Source organism: Nonlabens tegetincola (assembly GCF_002117085.1).
GTDB lineage: Bacteria > Bacteroidota > Bacteroidia > Flavobacteriales > Flavobacteriaceae > Nonlabens > Nonlabens tegetincola.
Genome location: NZ_CP019342.1, coordinates 1,818,450 through 1,833,957 on the forward strand (window position 1 = coordinate 1,818,450; position 15,508 = coordinate 1,833,957).

General features: G+C 34.4%; 17 protein-coding genes. 11 read left to right on the top strand and 6 right to left on the bottom strand.

The genetic code is table 11. The annotated features are described in order from the left end of the window. Positions 1-41 precede the first annotated feature (41 nt). From rlmD to BST91_RS08685, 4 genes are read left to right on the top strand one after another with little or no spacing between them, the layout of a single operon-like run. Positions 42-1,460 carry a 23S rRNA (uracil(1939)-C(5))-methyltransferase RlmD gene (gene rlmD / locus BST91_RS08670; protein WP_085775157.1) on the top strand — a complete coding sequence of 473 codons (1,419 nt, stop codon included), beginning with the start codon at positions 42-44 and terminating at the stop codon, positions 1,458-1,460. A 2-nt stretch (positions 1,461-1,462) separates the two neighbouring features. Further along, complete coding sequence (locus BST91_RS08675; protein ID WP_085775158.1) at positions 1,463-2,944, top strand: TlpA family protein disulfide reductase; 1,482 nt, start codon at positions 1,463-1,465, stop codon at positions 2,942-2,944. Next, complete coding sequence (locus BST91_RS08680; RefSeq protein WP_042277539.1) at positions 2,937-3,452, top strand: DUF6452 family protein; 516 nt, start codon at positions 2,937-2,939, stop codon at positions 3,450-3,452. Before BST91_RS08675 ends, BST91_RS08680 begins: the two co-directional genes overlap by 8 nt. Continuing rightward, positions 3,433-4,131, top strand: a complete 699-nt coding sequence (locus BST91_RS08685; protein ID WP_085775159.1) for a DUF6048 family protein — start codon at positions 3,433-3,435, stop codon at positions 4,129-4,131. The genes BST91_RS08680 and BST91_RS08685 overlap by 20 nt, the downstream gene beginning before the upstream one ends. Positions 4,132-4,188: 57 nt before the next feature. Here the strand turns inward: BST91_RS08685 and BST91_RS08690 are convergent, their stop codons facing one another. From BST91_RS08690 to ruvX, 3 genes are all read right to left on the bottom strand, one after another. Further along, positions 4,189-4,587, bottom strand: coding sequence for a DUF5606 family protein (locus tag BST91_RS08690; RefSeq protein ID WP_042277534.1), 399 nt, complete (start codon positions 4,585-4,587; stop codon positions 4,189-4,191). Positions 4,588-4,639: 52 nt separating this feature from the next. Further along, positions 4,640-5,230 (bottom strand): peptide deformylase, encoded by a 591-nt coding sequence (gene def, locus BST91_RS08695; protein WP_085775160.1) that lies wholly within the window; start codon positions 5,228-5,230, stop codon positions 4,640-4,642. A 103-nt stretch (positions 5,231-5,333) separates the two neighbouring features. Further along, positions 5,334-5,747, bottom strand: coding sequence for a Holliday junction resolvase RuvX (gene ruvX / locus BST91_RS08700; protein ID WP_085775161.1), 414 nt, complete (start codon positions 5,745-5,747; stop codon positions 5,334-5,336). Positions 5,748-5,826: 79 nt separating this feature from the next. On the opposite strand from ruvX, the gene BST91_RS08705 reads away from it, so the two are divergent. Next, entirely contained in the window at positions 5,827-6,642 is an 816-nt protein-coding gene (locus BST91_RS08705) for a 2,3,4,5-tetrahydropyridine-2,6-dicarboxylate N-succinyltransferase (protein WP_085775162.1), read from the top strand. Further along, positions 6,642-7,706 (top strand): glycosyltransferase family 9 protein, encoded by a 1,065-nt coding sequence (locus BST91_RS08710; protein WP_244895594.1) that lies wholly within the window; start codon positions 6,642-6,644, stop codon positions 7,704-7,706. The genes BST91_RS08705 and BST91_RS08710 overlap by 1 nt, the downstream gene beginning before the upstream one ends. A gap of 6 nt (positions 7,707-7,712) precedes the next feature. Here BST91_RS08710 and BST91_RS08715 read toward each other — a convergent pair whose 3' ends face one another. Next, complete coding sequence (locus tag BST91_RS08715) at positions 7,713-8,537, bottom strand: glycosyltransferase family 2 protein (RefSeq protein ID WP_085775164.1); 825 nt, start codon at positions 8,535-8,537, stop codon at positions 7,713-7,715. 104 nt (positions 8,538-8,641) lie between these two features. On the opposite strand from BST91_RS08715, the gene BST91_RS08720 reads away from it, so the two are divergent. Then, positions 8,642-9,406 (top strand): glycosyltransferase family 2 protein, encoded by a 765-nt coding sequence (locus BST91_RS08720; RefSeq protein WP_085775165.1) that lies wholly within the window; start codon positions 8,642-8,644, stop codon positions 9,404-9,406. Here the strand turns inward: BST91_RS08720 and BST91_RS08725 are convergent, their stop codons facing one another. Continuing rightward, on the bottom strand, positions 9,407-10,243 hold the full coding sequence (locus BST91_RS08725) for a glycosyl transferase (protein WP_244895596.1): 837 nt from the start codon (positions 10,241-10,243) through the stop codon (positions 9,407-9,409). After that, entirely contained in the window at positions 10,240-10,998 is a 759-nt protein-coding gene (locus tag BST91_RS08730; RefSeq protein WP_085775166.1) for a lipopolysaccharide kinase InaA family protein, read from the bottom strand. The genes BST91_RS08725 and BST91_RS08730 overlap by 4 nt, the downstream gene beginning before the upstream one ends. Positions 10,999-11,167: 169 nt before the next feature. Between BST91_RS08730 and BST91_RS08735 the strand changes: the two genes are divergently transcribed. The 4 genes from BST91_RS08735 to BST91_RS08750 are packed head-to-tail and all read left to right on the top strand — an operon-like array spanning position 11,168 to position 15,434. Further along, positions 11,168-12,283 (top strand): glycosyltransferase family 4 protein, encoded by a 1,116-nt coding sequence (locus BST91_RS08735; RefSeq protein ID WP_085775167.1) that lies wholly within the window; start codon positions 11,168-11,170, stop codon positions 12,281-12,283. A 7-nt stretch (positions 12,284-12,290) separates the two neighbouring features. Next, the gene (locus BST91_RS08740) at positions 12,291-13,322 is read left to right on the top strand and encodes a glycosyltransferase family 4 protein (RefSeq protein WP_085775168.1); all 1,032 of its coding nucleotides are present in this window, start codon (positions 12,291-12,293) and stop codon (positions 13,320-13,322) included. Between the two features lie 34 nt (positions 13,323-13,356). Beyond that, the gene (locus BST91_RS08745; RefSeq protein WP_085775169.1) at positions 13,357-14,013 is read left to right on the top strand and encodes a Sua5/YciO/YrdC/YwlC family protein; all 657 of its coding nucleotides are present in this window, start codon (positions 13,357-13,359) and stop codon (positions 14,011-14,013) included. After that, positions 14,013-15,434 (top strand): CCA tRNA nucleotidyltransferase, encoded by a 1,422-nt coding sequence (locus tag BST91_RS08750; RefSeq protein WP_085775170.1) that lies wholly within the window; start codon positions 14,013-14,015, stop codon positions 15,432-15,434. The genes BST91_RS08745 and BST91_RS08750 overlap by 1 nt, the downstream gene beginning before the upstream one ends. The last annotated feature ends 74 nt before the right edge of the window (positions 15,435-15,508 follow it).

The window sequence follows — 15,508 nt, forward strand, 5'->3', positions numbered from 1 at the left end:
AAACCTTCAATTCCACTAGATAAAGTTTAATTTTACGCCCTATGTCCAAAAGAAGAAAAAGAGCACAAAAAACCTTTTTAAATGTACCTGTGGTTGATGCTGGTGCCAAAGGTAAAAGCGTAGCAAAAACTGAAGATGGTGAGGTAATTTTTCTTACCGATGCGGTTCCTGGTGATGTGGTAAACATTCAAACCTTTAAGAAAAAGAGATCCTTTTATGAAGGCCGCGTAACAGAATTTATAAGTAAGAGTGATCGTCGTACAACACCGGTATGTAAACACTTTAGTGTGTGTGGTGGTTGTAAATGGCAACACATGAAGTATGAGGACCAACTACACTTTAAACAGAAAGAAGTTGTAGAGAATCTTACTAGAATAGGCCATCTAGAATTACCTAGTGTGACACCTATTTTGGGTTCTGCAAAACAATACCACTATCGCAATAAAATGGAATTCAGTTTTTCTGCAAACCGCTGGCTTACTCTTGAAGAGATAAACAGTGACAAAGAGATTCAGGATAAAAAAGCTTTAGGATTCCACATTCCTGGTATGTGGGATAAAATTTTACATCTAGATGAGTGTCATTTACATCCTGCTATTGGTGAGAAGATAAGATTGAGTGTTCACGCTTTCGCGAAAGCGGAAAATTTATCATACTACGATCCTAGAGAACGTACAGGATTGTTACGCACCTTAATGCTGCGCATGGCGTCAACAGGTGAGAACATGGTGGTAATTCAGTTTTTTCAAGAAGATGAAGCAAAACGCATTGCTTTACTTGAACACTTAAAATTACAATTTCCGGAGATTACATCTTTACAATATATAATCAATGAAAAAGCAAACGACACTATATATGATCAAGATGTGATTTGTTACCATGGTGAAGATCATATTTGGGAAGAAATGGAAGGTTTAAAATTTAAAATAAACGCCAAATCATTCTACCAAACAAATAGTGAACAAGCTTATGAATTGTATAAAATAACAAGAGATTTTGCGTCATTAAAAGGAGACGAATTAGTCTATGATTTATACACAGGAACTGGAACTATAGCACAATTTGTAGCAAAAAAAGCAAAACACGTGGTAGGAGTTGAAGCGGTCGAAGTAGCTATTAAAGATGCGCAAGAGAATGCGCAAGTAAACAATATAGAAAACACCACCTTTTATGCTGGTGATATGAAAAATGTGTTTACTCAACAATTTATTGAAGAAAACGGTGCACCAGATGTGGTTATAACAGATCCACCAAGAGATGGTATGCATAAGGATGTTGTTGCACAATTGCTTAACTTACAAGCACCAAAAATTGTATATGTGAGTTGTAACAGTGCAACACAAGCTCGTGATCTCGCGTTATTAGATCAACATTATAAAATTGATAAAATCCAACCTGTAGATATGTTCCCGCAAACGCACCATGTAGAGAATGTAGTGCTACTTACTTTAAAATCGTAATTATGAAAAATATTGTTTTGTTACTATCACTAGTTTTATTGGTAGCAAGTTGTAAAAAGGATGTCGATAATAAAGAAGAGAATACTGCCGTTTCATCCACATTAATTAATGGTTCAATCGTATTTACGGATAGTATTAATGAAGCTCCTGATTCTTTCATTGTTTATTATTTTGATCGTGAACAAAACAAATACGAAAACTCACAAGCCCAATTTGATGAAAATGGCACATTCAATCTTACACTAGACATTGAACAGCCTACTACAGCAATAGCGTATGCAGGTCAACAAATAAATCTTTTTCTAGTTCCTGGAGATTCATTAACCATTAGTGGAACGGTAAACGGAGCACAATCAGAGAACAACACGATTAAGTTAGATGGTTCTCGCACTAAAGAATTCATGGCTGTAAAGAACTATTTTGAGAATAACCCCATCAAGGTAGATCCATTTTATGAGCCAGGAGCCGACAAGGATCCTATGGATTTACATATTTATCTATTAAAAAAGGAAGATGAGTTTCATCAATACAACAAGAATTACCTTAATAACCCAAACATACCAGAAGAGTTCAAGAAAGTAATCAATGCAAACAACAAATACTTTCTAGTCAATGCTAGATTAGAGTTTTTAAATTACGCTAACTACATAGGAAAAGAAATACCAGCAATTGATAGTGAATATTTTGAAGGCATGAAAAACTTACCAGATTTCACTAAAGACGATCTTACCTATGGTGCATTAACTAATGCTATTGCAAGTAGTTATAAAAACTATTTAAGAGAAAGACTAGTCTTTGACAAACCAGGAGTTTCCCCAGATTCCTTAAGCTCTATTGTATCAAAACAAATTATAAAGGATAATTCAAAGCCCATACTTAACCAATATGCTACTTTTTCAACTGCTTTAAAAACCTTTGAAAATCACGATTTGGATTTTTATCAAAACAATCAACAAGCTATTGAACAGCAACTTAAAGGAAGTGATTTCCTAGCTATTTTGAAAAGAGAATATGAAAAGGAAAAAGAATTACTTGAGCGCCCAGAAATACCTAAGGAATCAGAAATTCTAGAATTCACATCTACAGAACCGTCAAATTATTTGAATGAAATTATTTCTAATTCCAAAGGAAAAGTTATTTACATTGATAATTGGGCAACCTGGTGTGGACCTTGTAAAGCCGAATTTAAGGAAGCATCGCCAGCGCTACATGAAAAGTTTAAAGATGATGTTGAGTTTGTTTACTTGTGTCATGCTAGTGAGAAAAAAGCTTACTTACCTAGTATTGCACAATTTAATATTAAAGGAAAACATTACTTTTTAAATGATCAGGAAGGACCAGTTGTTCAAGAACAAATAAATCTGGAAGGCTTTCCTACCTACACCATTATAAATAAAAAGGGTGAAATAGTTCAATCAGATTACATTCACCGACCTAGTTACCCTAAAACCACTACTCTTTTAGAAAGTTTAATCAATGAGTAAATTTAAGGCGACTTTTATTCTGATTTGGGCCATTTTTTTCCTTGTATCAGGATGTGAAAAAGATGATTTATGCACACTGGATCAACCAGCAAACGCTCGTATCAATATAGTATTTAAAGATCGCAGTATTCCATCAGACAACAAGGTTGTTTCACAGCTGAGAGTTTTATTGGAAAATGTGGATACCGAAGTTCCTCTTAATTCTACCAATGATCTTTTATTAACTGCAACAGACTCAATATCAATACCGTTACCGATTGATGTAAATACTGTTACATATAGATTTGAACGTATTGAAAATGAGAATGAAAATCAGGATGCCATTACTTTTACCTTTGATACTAGAGAAGAGTACGTAAGTCGAGCGTGTGGTTTTAGAGTAGTGTATGATAATTTAACCGCACAAGTTGCACCTGAGACTGGCACTAACAATTGGATTAATAGTGTAGTTGTTAATGAAACTACCATTGAAGACAACCAAATTATTCATGTTGAAATACGTCATTAATATAGTTTTCCTCCTTCTGTGTTGTACGGTTTTACAAGCACAAGAAGAGAAAGAAATCGAGCAAGCTCAAGACTCAATTCAAAAAAAATATGGATTAAGGATTGGAATAGATGCAGCTAGTTTAGCAAGAAGTTTCTTTGATGACAATTATCAAGGTTTTCAAATCCTAGGTGATTTTAGATTAAGTCCATCCTTATATGTTGCTGGAGAATTAGGTAATGAAACTATTGCCAAAGACCTAGAACGCATTGAATATGAAACAAGTGGTTCTTTCTTCAAAGCTGGAATTGATTATAATTTCTACAACAATTGGTTAGAGATGGACAATATGATATACGGTGGTGCTCGTATAGGTGTTGCTAGCTTTGGTCACGAATTGTACAGATATGAATACAACTCGGACAATACCCTTTTTCCTATATTAAGTCAACAAGTACAACGAGAATTCACTGGTCTTACTGCTATTTGGTTTGAAGTACAAGGAGGAATGAAGGTTGAAGTGTTTAACAACATTTATTTAATGGCAAACGTTCAATTAAAATTCCTAATCAACGAGAGCACTCCAGATGATTTTGATAATCTGCACATTCCAGGATTTGGAGTTACCAATGATTTTAATGGTATAGGCGTAGGTTATACGTATGGTATTCTATACCGAATTCCTTTGTTTAAAAAATAAAAAATCCTAGAAACAATAATGTTTCTAGGATTCTATAATTAAATTCTTCTTTATTGACTACTCCTCTTCATCAAGAGCAGCAAGCAAGTCATTTGACTGTAAAAGATTATACCATTGAATTACCTTTTTAATATCGCTGGCATAAACTCGATCTTCATCATATTCTGGCAAAACCTGTGAAAAATAATCTTGCAATTCATTTTTTGAGGCTTTATGAGAAATGGCAGGTCCCTTTTCCTCTTTATCAGCTATCTTAGAGAATACCTCTTTAAGTGGTACATCCTCAGAATAAGTGTATATGGAAATATCCTTTAAAACGCTCACATTGTGGTTTATTCCTACAATCGAAGTTTTCTTATCTATTAAAGATTCTACTACAAAGCCACTACGTGCCTTTGATTTAAGTTGATACAATCCTGGTTTTCCTGTTATGGATAAAATGTTATCTAAACTCATTGCGAATTATTTTTTGGGTGGCAAATATATGTAAAAGCTATTTTACTAATGGTTAACGTCTTCCTTTTAATTCAGGAAACCTCATTCTGTAGTCAACACGAACCTTACCTTTTGATATATTAGCCAGTTTTCCTTTTATCAATCGCTTTTTTAGACTTGAAATTTTATCAGTAAATAATATTCCTTCAATGTGATCGTATTCATGTTGTATAACACGAGCGGCTAGACCTGTATAAGTTTCTGTATGTTTATTAAAATTCTCGTCTAAATAAGAAATAGTAACCTCTTCTGGTCTAAAAACATCTTCCCTTACATTAGGTATACTTAAACAACCTTCATTGAATGCCCATTCGTCTCCATTTTCTTCTTCAATTTGAGCATTAATAAAAACCTTTTTGAAACCAGTAAGTTGGTTTCTTTCTTCCTCAGTAAGCTCTTCATCATCGGCAAATGGGGTTGCATCAATAACAAACAATCGTAGTGGCATACCTACTTGTGGTGCTGCCAGACCTACTCCACTAGCGCCATACATGGTTTCCCACATGTTTTCAATGATTTCTTTTAATTTTGGATAATCTTGAGGAATATCCTTTGCGACTTTTCTTAAAACTGGATCGCCATAGGCGACAACTGGATAAATCATAATTTTTTATTTAAAGGCCCATTTCGGTTAGGATTCCAATATCCTTCCTCAACATCATTCACCTTATCATTATACCTTTTTTTATTTACAGCTTCAGCAAGTTTTACATTTTACTATCCAAGAACGTTTGTAAAATAATAGTTGCTGCGATCTCATCAACCAGAGCTTTATTACGCCTTTTGGATTTTGACAAACCACTATCAATCATGGTTTGAAAAGCCATTTTTGAGGTAAATCTTTCGTCCACTCTCGTAATTTCTATGGATGGGTATTTTTCTTGTAACGCTTTCGCGAAAGCGTTAATCACATCTCCTAATTCACTAGGTTCACCATTCATTTGTTTAGGTTCACCTATTACGATAGTGCTTACTTCCTCATTACGTAAATAATTTTCAATGAATGGTACTAATTCATATGTGTTTACAGTGGTAAGACCTGATGCTATAAGTTGCAAGGGATCTGTGACTGCAATGCCTGTTCTTTTTTTACCGTAATCTATAGAAAGTGCTCTAGCCATGAGTGTGCAAAAATAATCAATCTAATATGAAGCACATCACTAACTGCTACTACTTATATTTGTGAAAAACTTAAAAGTAGTGGATCAATTAAAGAATATCATTGAAGAAGCCTGGGAAGACCGCACTCAATTAGAGAATCGTGTTACCCAGCAAGCAATTAGAGAAGTGGTAGACATGCTAGATCGTGGAACATTTCGAGTAGCACAACCTACCGAAAATGGCTGGCAAGTTAATGAATGGGTAAAGAAGGCGGTAGTTCTATATTTCCCAATCCAAAAAATGGAAACAATTGAATGTGGTCCACTTGAATTTCATGATAAAATCCCTTTAAAAACTGGATATAAAGAAAAAGGAATACGTGTTGTACCACATGCAGTGGCTAGACATGGAGCTTATATTTCAAGTGGTGTTATTATGATGCCTAGTTATGTAAACATAGGTGCCTATGTAGAGGAAGGAACTATGGTAGATACTTGGGCAACGGTAGGTAGTTGTGCCCAAATAGGTAAAAATGTGCACCTGAGTGGTGGTGTAGGAATAGGTGGCGTACTAGAACCTTTACAAGCTGCTCCAGTTATCATAGAGGATAATGCTTTTATCGGGTCCCGTTGTATTGTGGTAGAAGGTGTACGAGTAGAAAAAGAGGCAGTGCTAGGAGCCAATGTCGTTCTAACCGCTTCAACAAAAATTATAGACGTAACTGGAGATCAACCAGTAGAATACAAAGGCCATGTTCCTGCTAGATCGGTTGTAATTCCAGGTAGCTACCCTAAGGAATTCCCAGCAGGGACTTACAATGTTCCTTGTGCGATCATAATTGGTAAACGTAAAGAAAGTACCAATAAAAAAACCTCGCTTAACGATGCTCTACGCGAGTACAACGTAGCAGTATAGTGAGAGTATTACTTATTCAATATAAAATGCTGGGTGATGTGCTCACGAGTACAATTATAGCAGATCAATTAAAAATCACCTATCCCAATTGTCAAATAGATTATCTTATTACACCGATGGCTGCTTCTTTAGTAAAGAACCATCCATCGGTAGATAATCTTATATTGGCTTCCAATAAGGATTTTGAAAGCTTCACAAGTATCCTAAAACTTGCAAAGAAGCTTAAAAAAAATAATTATCAGTTGTGTATTGATAGTTATGGTAAAAACAACAGTGCCTTGCTCTCGTATATTGTACATGCTACTAGAAGAATAGGGTATAAAAAATGGTTTTCATCACTTGCTTATACTGATGTGGTTAAAAACGAACCAAATAGAGGTATTTATAAAACAGGTGTAGCTCTAGGTAGTAGAATGATCTTATTAAAACCGCTAGAAAAAAATATTCAATGGCACCTTAAACCAAAGATTCATTTGACAGTTGATGAAATCGAACAAGGAAAACAGTGGCTGGAACAAAAAGGGCTAGACTTAACTAATTCCGTAACGATGATAAGTGCTTTGGGTAGTAGTAAGGAAAAAACGTTACCTTTTAAAGAATTAGCTAGTCTTTTAGATTTTATAGTCCAGAACACAGAGACTCAAATATTGTTCAACTACATCCCTAATCAAATCGACCAAATTAAAGAACTATATGAACTGTGTTCACTTAAAACGAAAGAACACATCTTTTTAGATGCTTTTGCTCCCAACATACGTGACTTCCTTAAAATTCTTCACCATTGCACTGCTATAATTGGCAACGAAGGTGGTGCCATAAATATGGGAAAAGCACTAGACATTAACACCTTTGCAATTTTTGCTCCTTGGATTAATAAATCTTCCTGGAACATAGGTGAAGATGGGAAAAATCACGTAAGCGTTCATTTGATGGATTACAAACCAGATCTTTACAACAACCAAAGTGCAAGTACATTCAAAAAGAAGGCTTTAAGTTTGTATTCTCATTTTGAAGCTGGTATGATGCAAAAAGATCTTAAAAGCTTTTTAAATCATCATTACTAAAAATCCTTATTCTTTATTTATCCCAAATGGAGTAAAGGATTTCTTTTCATCACGAGTAGACTTTCTTATAGCCTTGTTTTTATCGATAGATTCTTGATTTTTATAACCTCGTGCATGATCAAGATGTAAACAAATTGCGCTGTAACGTATTTGTTTTGACTTTATTCCTAGGTTGAATAAACGTTCTCCTAACTCTCTATCTTGACCACCGTATTGCATGCGCTCGTCAAATCCATTGACCTTCTTTATATCTTCTAACCAACCACTACTGTTGTGACCGTTCCAGCTAGCATTAGTCGGAGTCAAATTTTCCATAACCTTAGCCGTAACAAAACCAGCTGTAAGCTTTTGATTCTTGTAGGATGCTGGTAAACCTCGTTCCTTCAACCACTCTACATCAAAACATCGTTGCGTGTAAATGTCATCTTTCGTAATGGCTTGAGAAATATCTAGAGGCAACTTATAGTAACCACCACTCAAAAAATAACCAGGTTCCCTACGTTCATAATGGATTTGAAGAAAATCCTCACGAGCAATACAATCACCGTCGCTCATTACAACGTAATTTGCATTACAAGCCAATATGGCCTTATTTAATATTTGACTTTTTTGGAATCCATTATCCTCGTGCCACACGTGTATTATAGGATATCGTGAATCTTGAGCATAGTTTTCAATGAATTCTTTTGTATCATCCCTAGAACCATCATCTGCTATAACTACTTCAAAATCCCTAAAGATTTGTTGCTCATAACTCCATAAGGTCTTTTCTAACCAGGGTATCGAATTGTAAGTACTTATAATGACAGAAATTGTCGGGTTTGAAGACATAGTTCTAGTTTTCTTTCAAAATCTAAACAAATTTAAGCATATCTAGTGGTTATCTAATCAGTAAGTTTATTTTTGCTGAAGAACTATTATGTTTATATCCACTTATGACCAAATATAATATCACTGCAATCATTCCAGCTTTTAACGAAGAACACAACATTGTTGATGTCCTTAAATCTGTTGATTTTTGCGATGAAGTCATTTTAGTAGATTCAAACAGTACCGATAATACGGTAGAACTAGCAAAACCTTATTTCACCAAATTACTGACTCGTAATTACGAGCACAGCGCTAGTCAAAAAAACTGGGCTATTCCTCAAGCAAAACATGAATGGATACTTTTAGTGGATTCTGATGAAAGAGTTACACCAGCATTGAAAGAAGAAATTTTGAACCTATACCCTACTCTCGATACAGCTCATTATGTTGGTTATTGGATTGGTAGACGTAATTTCTTCATGGGTAAACAAGTACGTTACAGTGGCTGGAAAAATGACAAGGTAATACGATTATTTAAGAAATCTAAGTGTAAGTATAAAGACAAACACGTTCATTCTGAAATAATTGCTGATGGTCCAGTAGGAAAACTGGAAAACAGATTCTTACATTATAAATATGTGAGTATGGATCACCATGTTAAGAAATTACAACGCTACGCTGATTTGCAAGCTAAAGATTTTGATAAAAAAGTAGGCAAAATTACCGCATACCACATAGTCATTAAACCTATGTGGGGCTTTTTCAAGCACTTTTTTGTTCAAAAAGGTTTTCTTGACGGATTTGTAGGATTTACGATTGCTTATTTGCGCAGTTATATGATTTTTATGCGATACGTAAAATTATGGTTACTCAGACGAGGGATTAAGTAATCAAATAAGAGTTTCTATTGCGGTTGGGTTCCAATTGTAATAATCGCAAATTCGCTGCCATTGAACTCTATTAAAATCCTTTCCTTTATTTTCTTTTTTAAGGGCCACCTTTTGAGTCCTCGCTATAGGAATAGGTATATCAGGATAATTTTCATTTTGTAAAGAAAGAACTCCATTTTTTAAGGCCATCGCCTTAAACCAAAGATCATCGGCCTTTGGAGCTAATTCATTAAACAAGGTCACATTATGAACATCCTCATGTAAAGAATTAGAAGGATATAAAACACAAAATGCACCTACAGGCATATTGTGAATACTTTGTTCTTTTATATCATGTATAAAAGGCCACTGTGAATAGCTATTTACCCTATTATTCTCATATGTCATTTTACGACATCGATTACCAATTATATTATCGGGATATTTTAAATGAAAGTCCCATAACTTTTTGATTGTATCATCTTGATACATCACATCGTCATCACAAGTAATAATGATTTTTTCTGGAAATTTCTTTAGACTGTGGATTAGTTTACGATGAGAAAACGTGTAGGGTACGTATTCAATTTGAAAAAAAGGACCTTGTAATTTGGCTAGTTTTTTAGGTAAGCTATTCTTTAAATCATCATGCAACCACAGCACCACTTTTTCAGGAGCATATTTTTGTCTCATCATACTACGTATGGTAAGATCAAGTGTACTTAATCTGCTAGGGATACTAGTTAAACTTACAATAGCAGGAATGACTTGCTCCTGATTCTTTATAAGATTTGCTACACTCGTACTGCGCAATCTGAACGCTTCTAGTATTGAACCTGGTAATTCCTTTAATTTCATGATTTAAACAGTCCTTTTAATTTCTTTTTAAATCTTTTTTTACGGTGAAATTTATCTTGAAATTTTTGCACACTTTCCCACATGGATTCAATAGCATGTTGAGCATCCTTATTAGATAATTTAGCATACTCCTTACCCATTATATCATACATCCATTTTTTGGGCGATAATCGCTCAAAATTCTTCAATCTCATACTATAAGGTATGTCAAAAAATTTCATTCTGTTTAAATCAACCAGACTAAAAGTATACCCTTGCGAAGTTTTCTTAATCAAGGTATTCCCAGGAGAATGATCTAGGAAATAAATACCGGCCTCATGCATTTCATACATAAAAGAGGCAAACTCCTTGAGAATTTGTTCTTTATCTTGAAGTGAATCATCATTAATAAGTTCTCTAAAAGTAAAGTCATGTTCCCCATAATAACATATGTAATAACTATCCTTTAAAGTAAAAATCCCTAGTTTTTCTAGATAAGCCACTGGTTGTGGGGTTCCTATTCCTTTTTCAGTTAAATAAACCGCATTTTCGTAGGATCTTCTTGCCTTTGATTTTCTAATAAATCTGTAAACAAACTGATTGATAAAGTTTGGTTTCTTAAAGGATTTTACGACGTACTTTTCATCTTTCCATTCAATTACCTTTATAGTATTACGTGGATCTCCTAATCTATTTTCAGAACCGTAAAACAACTCTAGTAAATGTTGTATTCGCTTTCGCGAAAGCGAACTAGAAAAAAACCTCTCTTTAAACATATAGTATCACAATGGTAGACAAAGAAACGACATATCCACCTGCTAACAAAGCTAGATGGATATCTAAAAGTTACAGAAAGGTCTAGTTTAAATCATATCTTTGAATTTTATTTATAGCAACCGGTCATCATGTCTTACCATTACTCACTACAAACAATAATATCAATACATGAGTAAAACAGTCTTACGTGTAGTTCATCTTTCTGGAATGATGAGTCGTGGTGGTGGCGAAAATCACATCATTAATTTGACTACTGAACTGAATAATATGGGGCATGAAAGCACCGTGTTTTGTCCGTTAGGAAGTCAATTAGGCACAGAACTTAAGGAACTCAATAGTCCAGTGGTTGAGAAGAAATTAAGGTTAAAAGTTGATCCGTTGTTCTTTTTAAGCTTTGGTAAATTCTGTAAAAAGAAGAAAATTGACATTATACATGTGCACGATCCCGTTGCTATGTTTTTGGTCATACTAGCCTCGTACTTTTTTAAGTTACCTAAAACGGTAATGAGTAAGAAAACTAGTTTTCCTATCAAAAACCGTAAAAAAACTCTTTATAAATACAATCATCCCATTTTTAAAAGAGTGATTTGTGTATCTAATGAAGTGAAAAAGGTAAGCCAAAATTCAATCGTTAACTCAAATAAGATTGTCACGATTTACAATGGTTCTAATCTAGATAAATTAGATACATTCGAGCCTAAAATTAATTTAAGAGAATCCTTAAATATTCCAAAAGACGTCACCCTAGTTTTACATATTGCAAATCATACTAAACCAAAAGACTTACCATTATTTATAAAGTGTGTAGAATACTTTAAAGATCGTGAGGACGTGCATTTTGTTCAAATTGGTAGACATACTGAACATTCCATACCCATTCTAGAGGCTGTTGAAAGTAAAGGACTTGAAAAAAGAGTTTCCTTTTTGCATGAACAAGAAAATGCTGCCGTTTACCTTAAACAAGCCGATATATCCTTCATTACCTCAAAAAGTGAAGGATTACCACAGGTTATTTATGAGTCCATGTATTACCAGACCTTAATCGTAAGTACTATGGCAGGTGGTATTCCTGAAGTAATTTCAAATGGCGTAAATGGTTTTATAGCACCAGTAGGCGATAGTATTAAATTAATTGAACATTTGAATCACGTGATAGGCAATAAAAGTGCCTTTGCAAAAATGCTCGATCAAAACTTTCAATTAGTAAAAGAAAAATATGATTCTAAGATAATGGCTCAAAAGACGCTTGAATTATATCAAAACGTGTTAAAGCCTGCTCAATAAATTAAAAATGAAAAACCAACAAAACGATTTTAAAGAACGTATGTATTTCCTATTTGCCCATAAATGGAAATATATTGTTTCAATAATATTGACTCTTTTCAAATCCAAAAATTATAAAAAAGGTGCAGTGCACACTGTTACTTACATTGCCCGAGAAAAGGATAAAACATGGATATTTGGAGCTAAAGTTCGCAGACTATCACAACATTCTCAACTTGACGCCAGAGTTCACTGGAATGATAAGATCAAAGGAATTCCAGATACTGATGGCTATTACCACATCTATCAAAACCATTTTTGCCGCAGTTTGCGACGCAAACCAAACATCATTTTTAAAAAGAATATTGTGATGTTCACCCATCCTAGCTGGAGTAAAAAATACTCAAAAACACATGTGGTTTGGGGTTTGAATCAAGCAGATTATGTTATATGCTTGAATTCCAACATTAAGAAAATGTTGATCGAGGATGGGGTAAGACCAGAAATACTTAAGGTAATTCATATTGCTACCAGTGAAAAAACATTCTATCCACATGAGCGTACAGGTAAAGGAGTTGTGGGATTATGCTCTGGATTTCAAATACGTAAAAATCCAGATTTAATATTTGATATAGTAAAAAATATGCCTCAAAGAGAGTTCCTCCTATTAGGTAGTAATTGGGAGCGATATACAAAATTTGATGAGTTATCGGCTCTTCCTAATTTCACCTATCTTAAAGATATGGATTATGAAAAATTTCCTGAATTTTACGATAAGATGGATGTATTTTTGTCACCTTCAATTTTAGAAGGTGGACCAGTACCTTTGTTAGAAGCTATGATGTCAAATTGTGTTCCTGTAGCTTCAAACACGGGATTTTCTACTGATATAATTACGCATGGAGAAAATGGGTTCATATTTGATATTAACGCCTCCTATAAAGAGGTAATTCCTTTAATTGAAGAAGCCTATAACCTCAAAGGCAATATTAGAAATACAGTTTTAGAGCATACCTGGACTAATTGCTCTCATAAAATTGACACTCTTTTCAATACATGAAAGGGATGTTCGCTAGATAAAATGTGATTTGAACATGAAAAAGAAAAAGCCTGATAATCGACCTAGAGTTCCTAAAGAAACCATAGATAAAACAGTTGATCATTTAAAAAAAGGTCATACCCTTATTCTTCCTATGGACGGTTATTATTATTTATGCTGTGATGCACAAGACATAGAAGCGGTTGAAAAAACTCTAGGATTAGTAACTAGTGATGAGGCTATTTTTTATGAAGTTCTTATAGATAAAGATCATGTACTCGAGCGTTATGTAGAACAAGTGCCTGATCCTGCTTGGAATATCATAGACACTAGTAAAAGACCTGTTACACTAGTCCTAGATAAACCAAAAAACATAGCGCCAGCTCTTATACTAGACGACAACAGTACTCCTTTTAAAATAACCTACGATAGATTCACAGCATTAGTTACAAGCAAACTACGCAGCCCGTTGTTGATCGCTTCTTCCAATTTTCTAAAAGGTAACATGCCAGAAAAATTGGAAGATATTTCTCAATCTTTAATCGATCAAGTTGATTCAATTATTTCCATTGAAGATACTACAGAAAAAATTGAAGTTCACCCACTTGAAAAAGAAGCTCAAAAAGGATCGAATAAACAACGACAACGCCACCAACCTACATCAATTATAAAAATCTCTAATAACGGTACCTTTAAAATTATTAGAAAGTAATGTCGCAAACTCACTATTTAAAAGCACTTGAGCATCCTATATTCAAGGTCATTAATCAAGCTAGTGAATTACTACAGCTTGAAACTTATGTTATAGGTGGATTTGTGCGGGATTACTTTTTAAAAAGAGGTCAAAAAAAAGATATTGACATCGTAACTGTAGGTAGCGGTATAGAACTAGCTAAAAAGGTAGCCAGTCTCTTAGAAGACAGTCCAAAAGTGACTGTTTTTAAAAATTTTGGCACGGCCATGCTCAAAACAGGAGATCTTGAGTTAGAATTTGTTGGAGCACGCAAGGAAAGCTATGACCGTAATAGCCGTAAACCATTCGTAGAAAATGGCACATTAAAAGACGATCAAAACCGCAGGGACTTTACTATAAACGCCATGGCGTTTTCTCTCAATGATAATAACTACGGTCGCCTGATTGATCCTTTCAATGGTATACAAGATCTAGAAAACAGATTAATACGTACTCCATTAGATCCAGACATCACTTACAGCGACGATCCTTTAAGAATGCTGCGTGCAATACGTTTTGCAAGTCAACTAGATTTCAAAATTGAAGAAAAATCTTTTGATAGTATCAAACAAAACGCAGAAAGATTAGACATCATTTCTCAAGAACGTATCGTGACCGAAGTTCACAAAATCATGCTTTGTGATGTTCCCTCTTATGGTTTCTTACTATTAGAAAAAAGTAAATTACTTGAGCGTTTTCTTCCAGAATTGACTGCCTTAAAAGGCATTGAAGAAGTTGAAGGTCAAACACATAAAGACAACTTTTATCACACTCTAGAGGTAGTAGATAATATTTCTAAAAACACCGATGATCTTTGGTTACGCTGGTCTGCATTACTTCATGATATAGGCAAAGCTCCTACAAAGAGGTTTTCTAAAAAAGTAGGTTGGACATTTCATGGGCATGAGTTCAAAGGCTCAAAAATGGTATATCACCTTTTCAAACGCCTTAAAATGCCATTGAATGACAAAATGAAATTTGTACAAAAAATGGTTCGCATGAGTTCAAGACCTATAGCTGTTATAGATGAAAGCGCAACCGATAGCGCTGTGCGCAGGCTAGTTCATGATGCAGGTGATCATATAGAGGATTTAATGACTCTATGTGAGGCAGATATCACAACTAAGAATCCAAAGAGATTCCAGCGTTATCATAATAACTTCAGGAAAGTACGTACCAAAATTGTCGAAGTAGAAGAACGCGATCGTATACGCAATTTCCAACCACCTGTAAGTGGCGAGGAAATTATGAAAACCTTTAACCTCAAACCTTGTCGAGAAATTGGAATGATTAAAGCAAGTATTAAAGATGCCATACTAGATGGTAAAATCCCTAATGAATATGAAGCTGCACGAGAGTGGATGTTACAGAAAGGGAAGGAATTGGGACTTAGCACTTAATAAATAGCCTTTAGTATTTTTAGTAAATTCTAACGACTAAAGCTTTATAATAATAACAAATCCAATAGCCTTTT

Coding starts and splice junctions, on each gene's coding strand:
- rlmD (WP_085775157.1), top strand. CDS start 42: ATGTCCAAAAGAAGAAAAAGAGCACAAAAAACCTTTTTAAATGTACCT.
- BST91_RS08675 (WP_085775158.1), top strand. CDS start 1,463: ATGAAAAATATTGTTTTGTTACTATCACTAGTTTTATTGGTAGCAAGT.
- BST91_RS08680 (WP_042277539.1), top strand. CDS start 2,937: ATGAGTAAATTTAAGGCGACTTTTATTCTGATTTGGGCCATTTTTTTC.
- BST91_RS08685 (WP_085775159.1), top strand. CDS start 3,433: ATGTTGAAATACGTCATTAATATAGTTTTCCTCCTTCTGTGTTGTACG.
- BST91_RS08690 (WP_042277534.1), bottom strand. CDS start 4,587: ATGAGTTTAGATAACATTTTATCCATAACAGGAAAACCAGGATTGTAT.
- def (WP_085775160.1), bottom strand. CDS start 5,230: ATGATTTATCCAGTTGTCGCCTATGGCGATCCAGTTTTAAGAAAAGTC.
- ruvX (WP_085775161.1), bottom strand. CDS start 5,747: ATGGCTAGAGCACTTTCTATAGATTACGGTAAAAAAAGAACAGGCATT.
- BST91_RS08715 (WP_085775164.1), bottom strand. CDS start 8,537: ATGTCTTCAAACCCGACAATTTCTGTCATTATAAGTACTTACAATTCG.
- BST91_RS08720 (WP_085775165.1), top strand. CDS start 8,642: ATGACCAAATATAATATCACTGCAATCATTCCAGCTTTTAACGAAGAA.
- BST91_RS08725 (WP_244895596.1), bottom strand. CDS start 10,243: ATGAAATTAAAGGAATTACCAGGTTCAATACTAGAAGCGTTCAGATTG.
- BST91_RS08730 (WP_085775166.1), bottom strand. CDS start 10,998: ATGTTTAAAGAGAGGTTTTTTTCTAGTTCGCTTTCGCGAAAGCGAATA.
- BST91_RS08735 (WP_085775167.1), top strand. CDS start 11,168: ATGAGTAAAACAGTCTTACGTGTAGTTCATCTTTCTGGAATGATGAGT.
- BST91_RS08740 (WP_085775168.1), top strand. CDS start 12,291: ATGAAAAACCAACAAAACGATTTTAAAGAACGTATGTATTTCCTATTT.
- BST91_RS08745 (WP_085775169.1), top strand. CDS start 13,357: ATGAAAAAGAAAAAGCCTGATAATCGACCTAGAGTTCCTAAAGAAACC.
- BST91_RS08750 (WP_085775170.1), top strand. CDS start 14,013: ATGTCGCAAACTCACTATTTAAAAGCACTTGAGCATCCTATATTCAAG.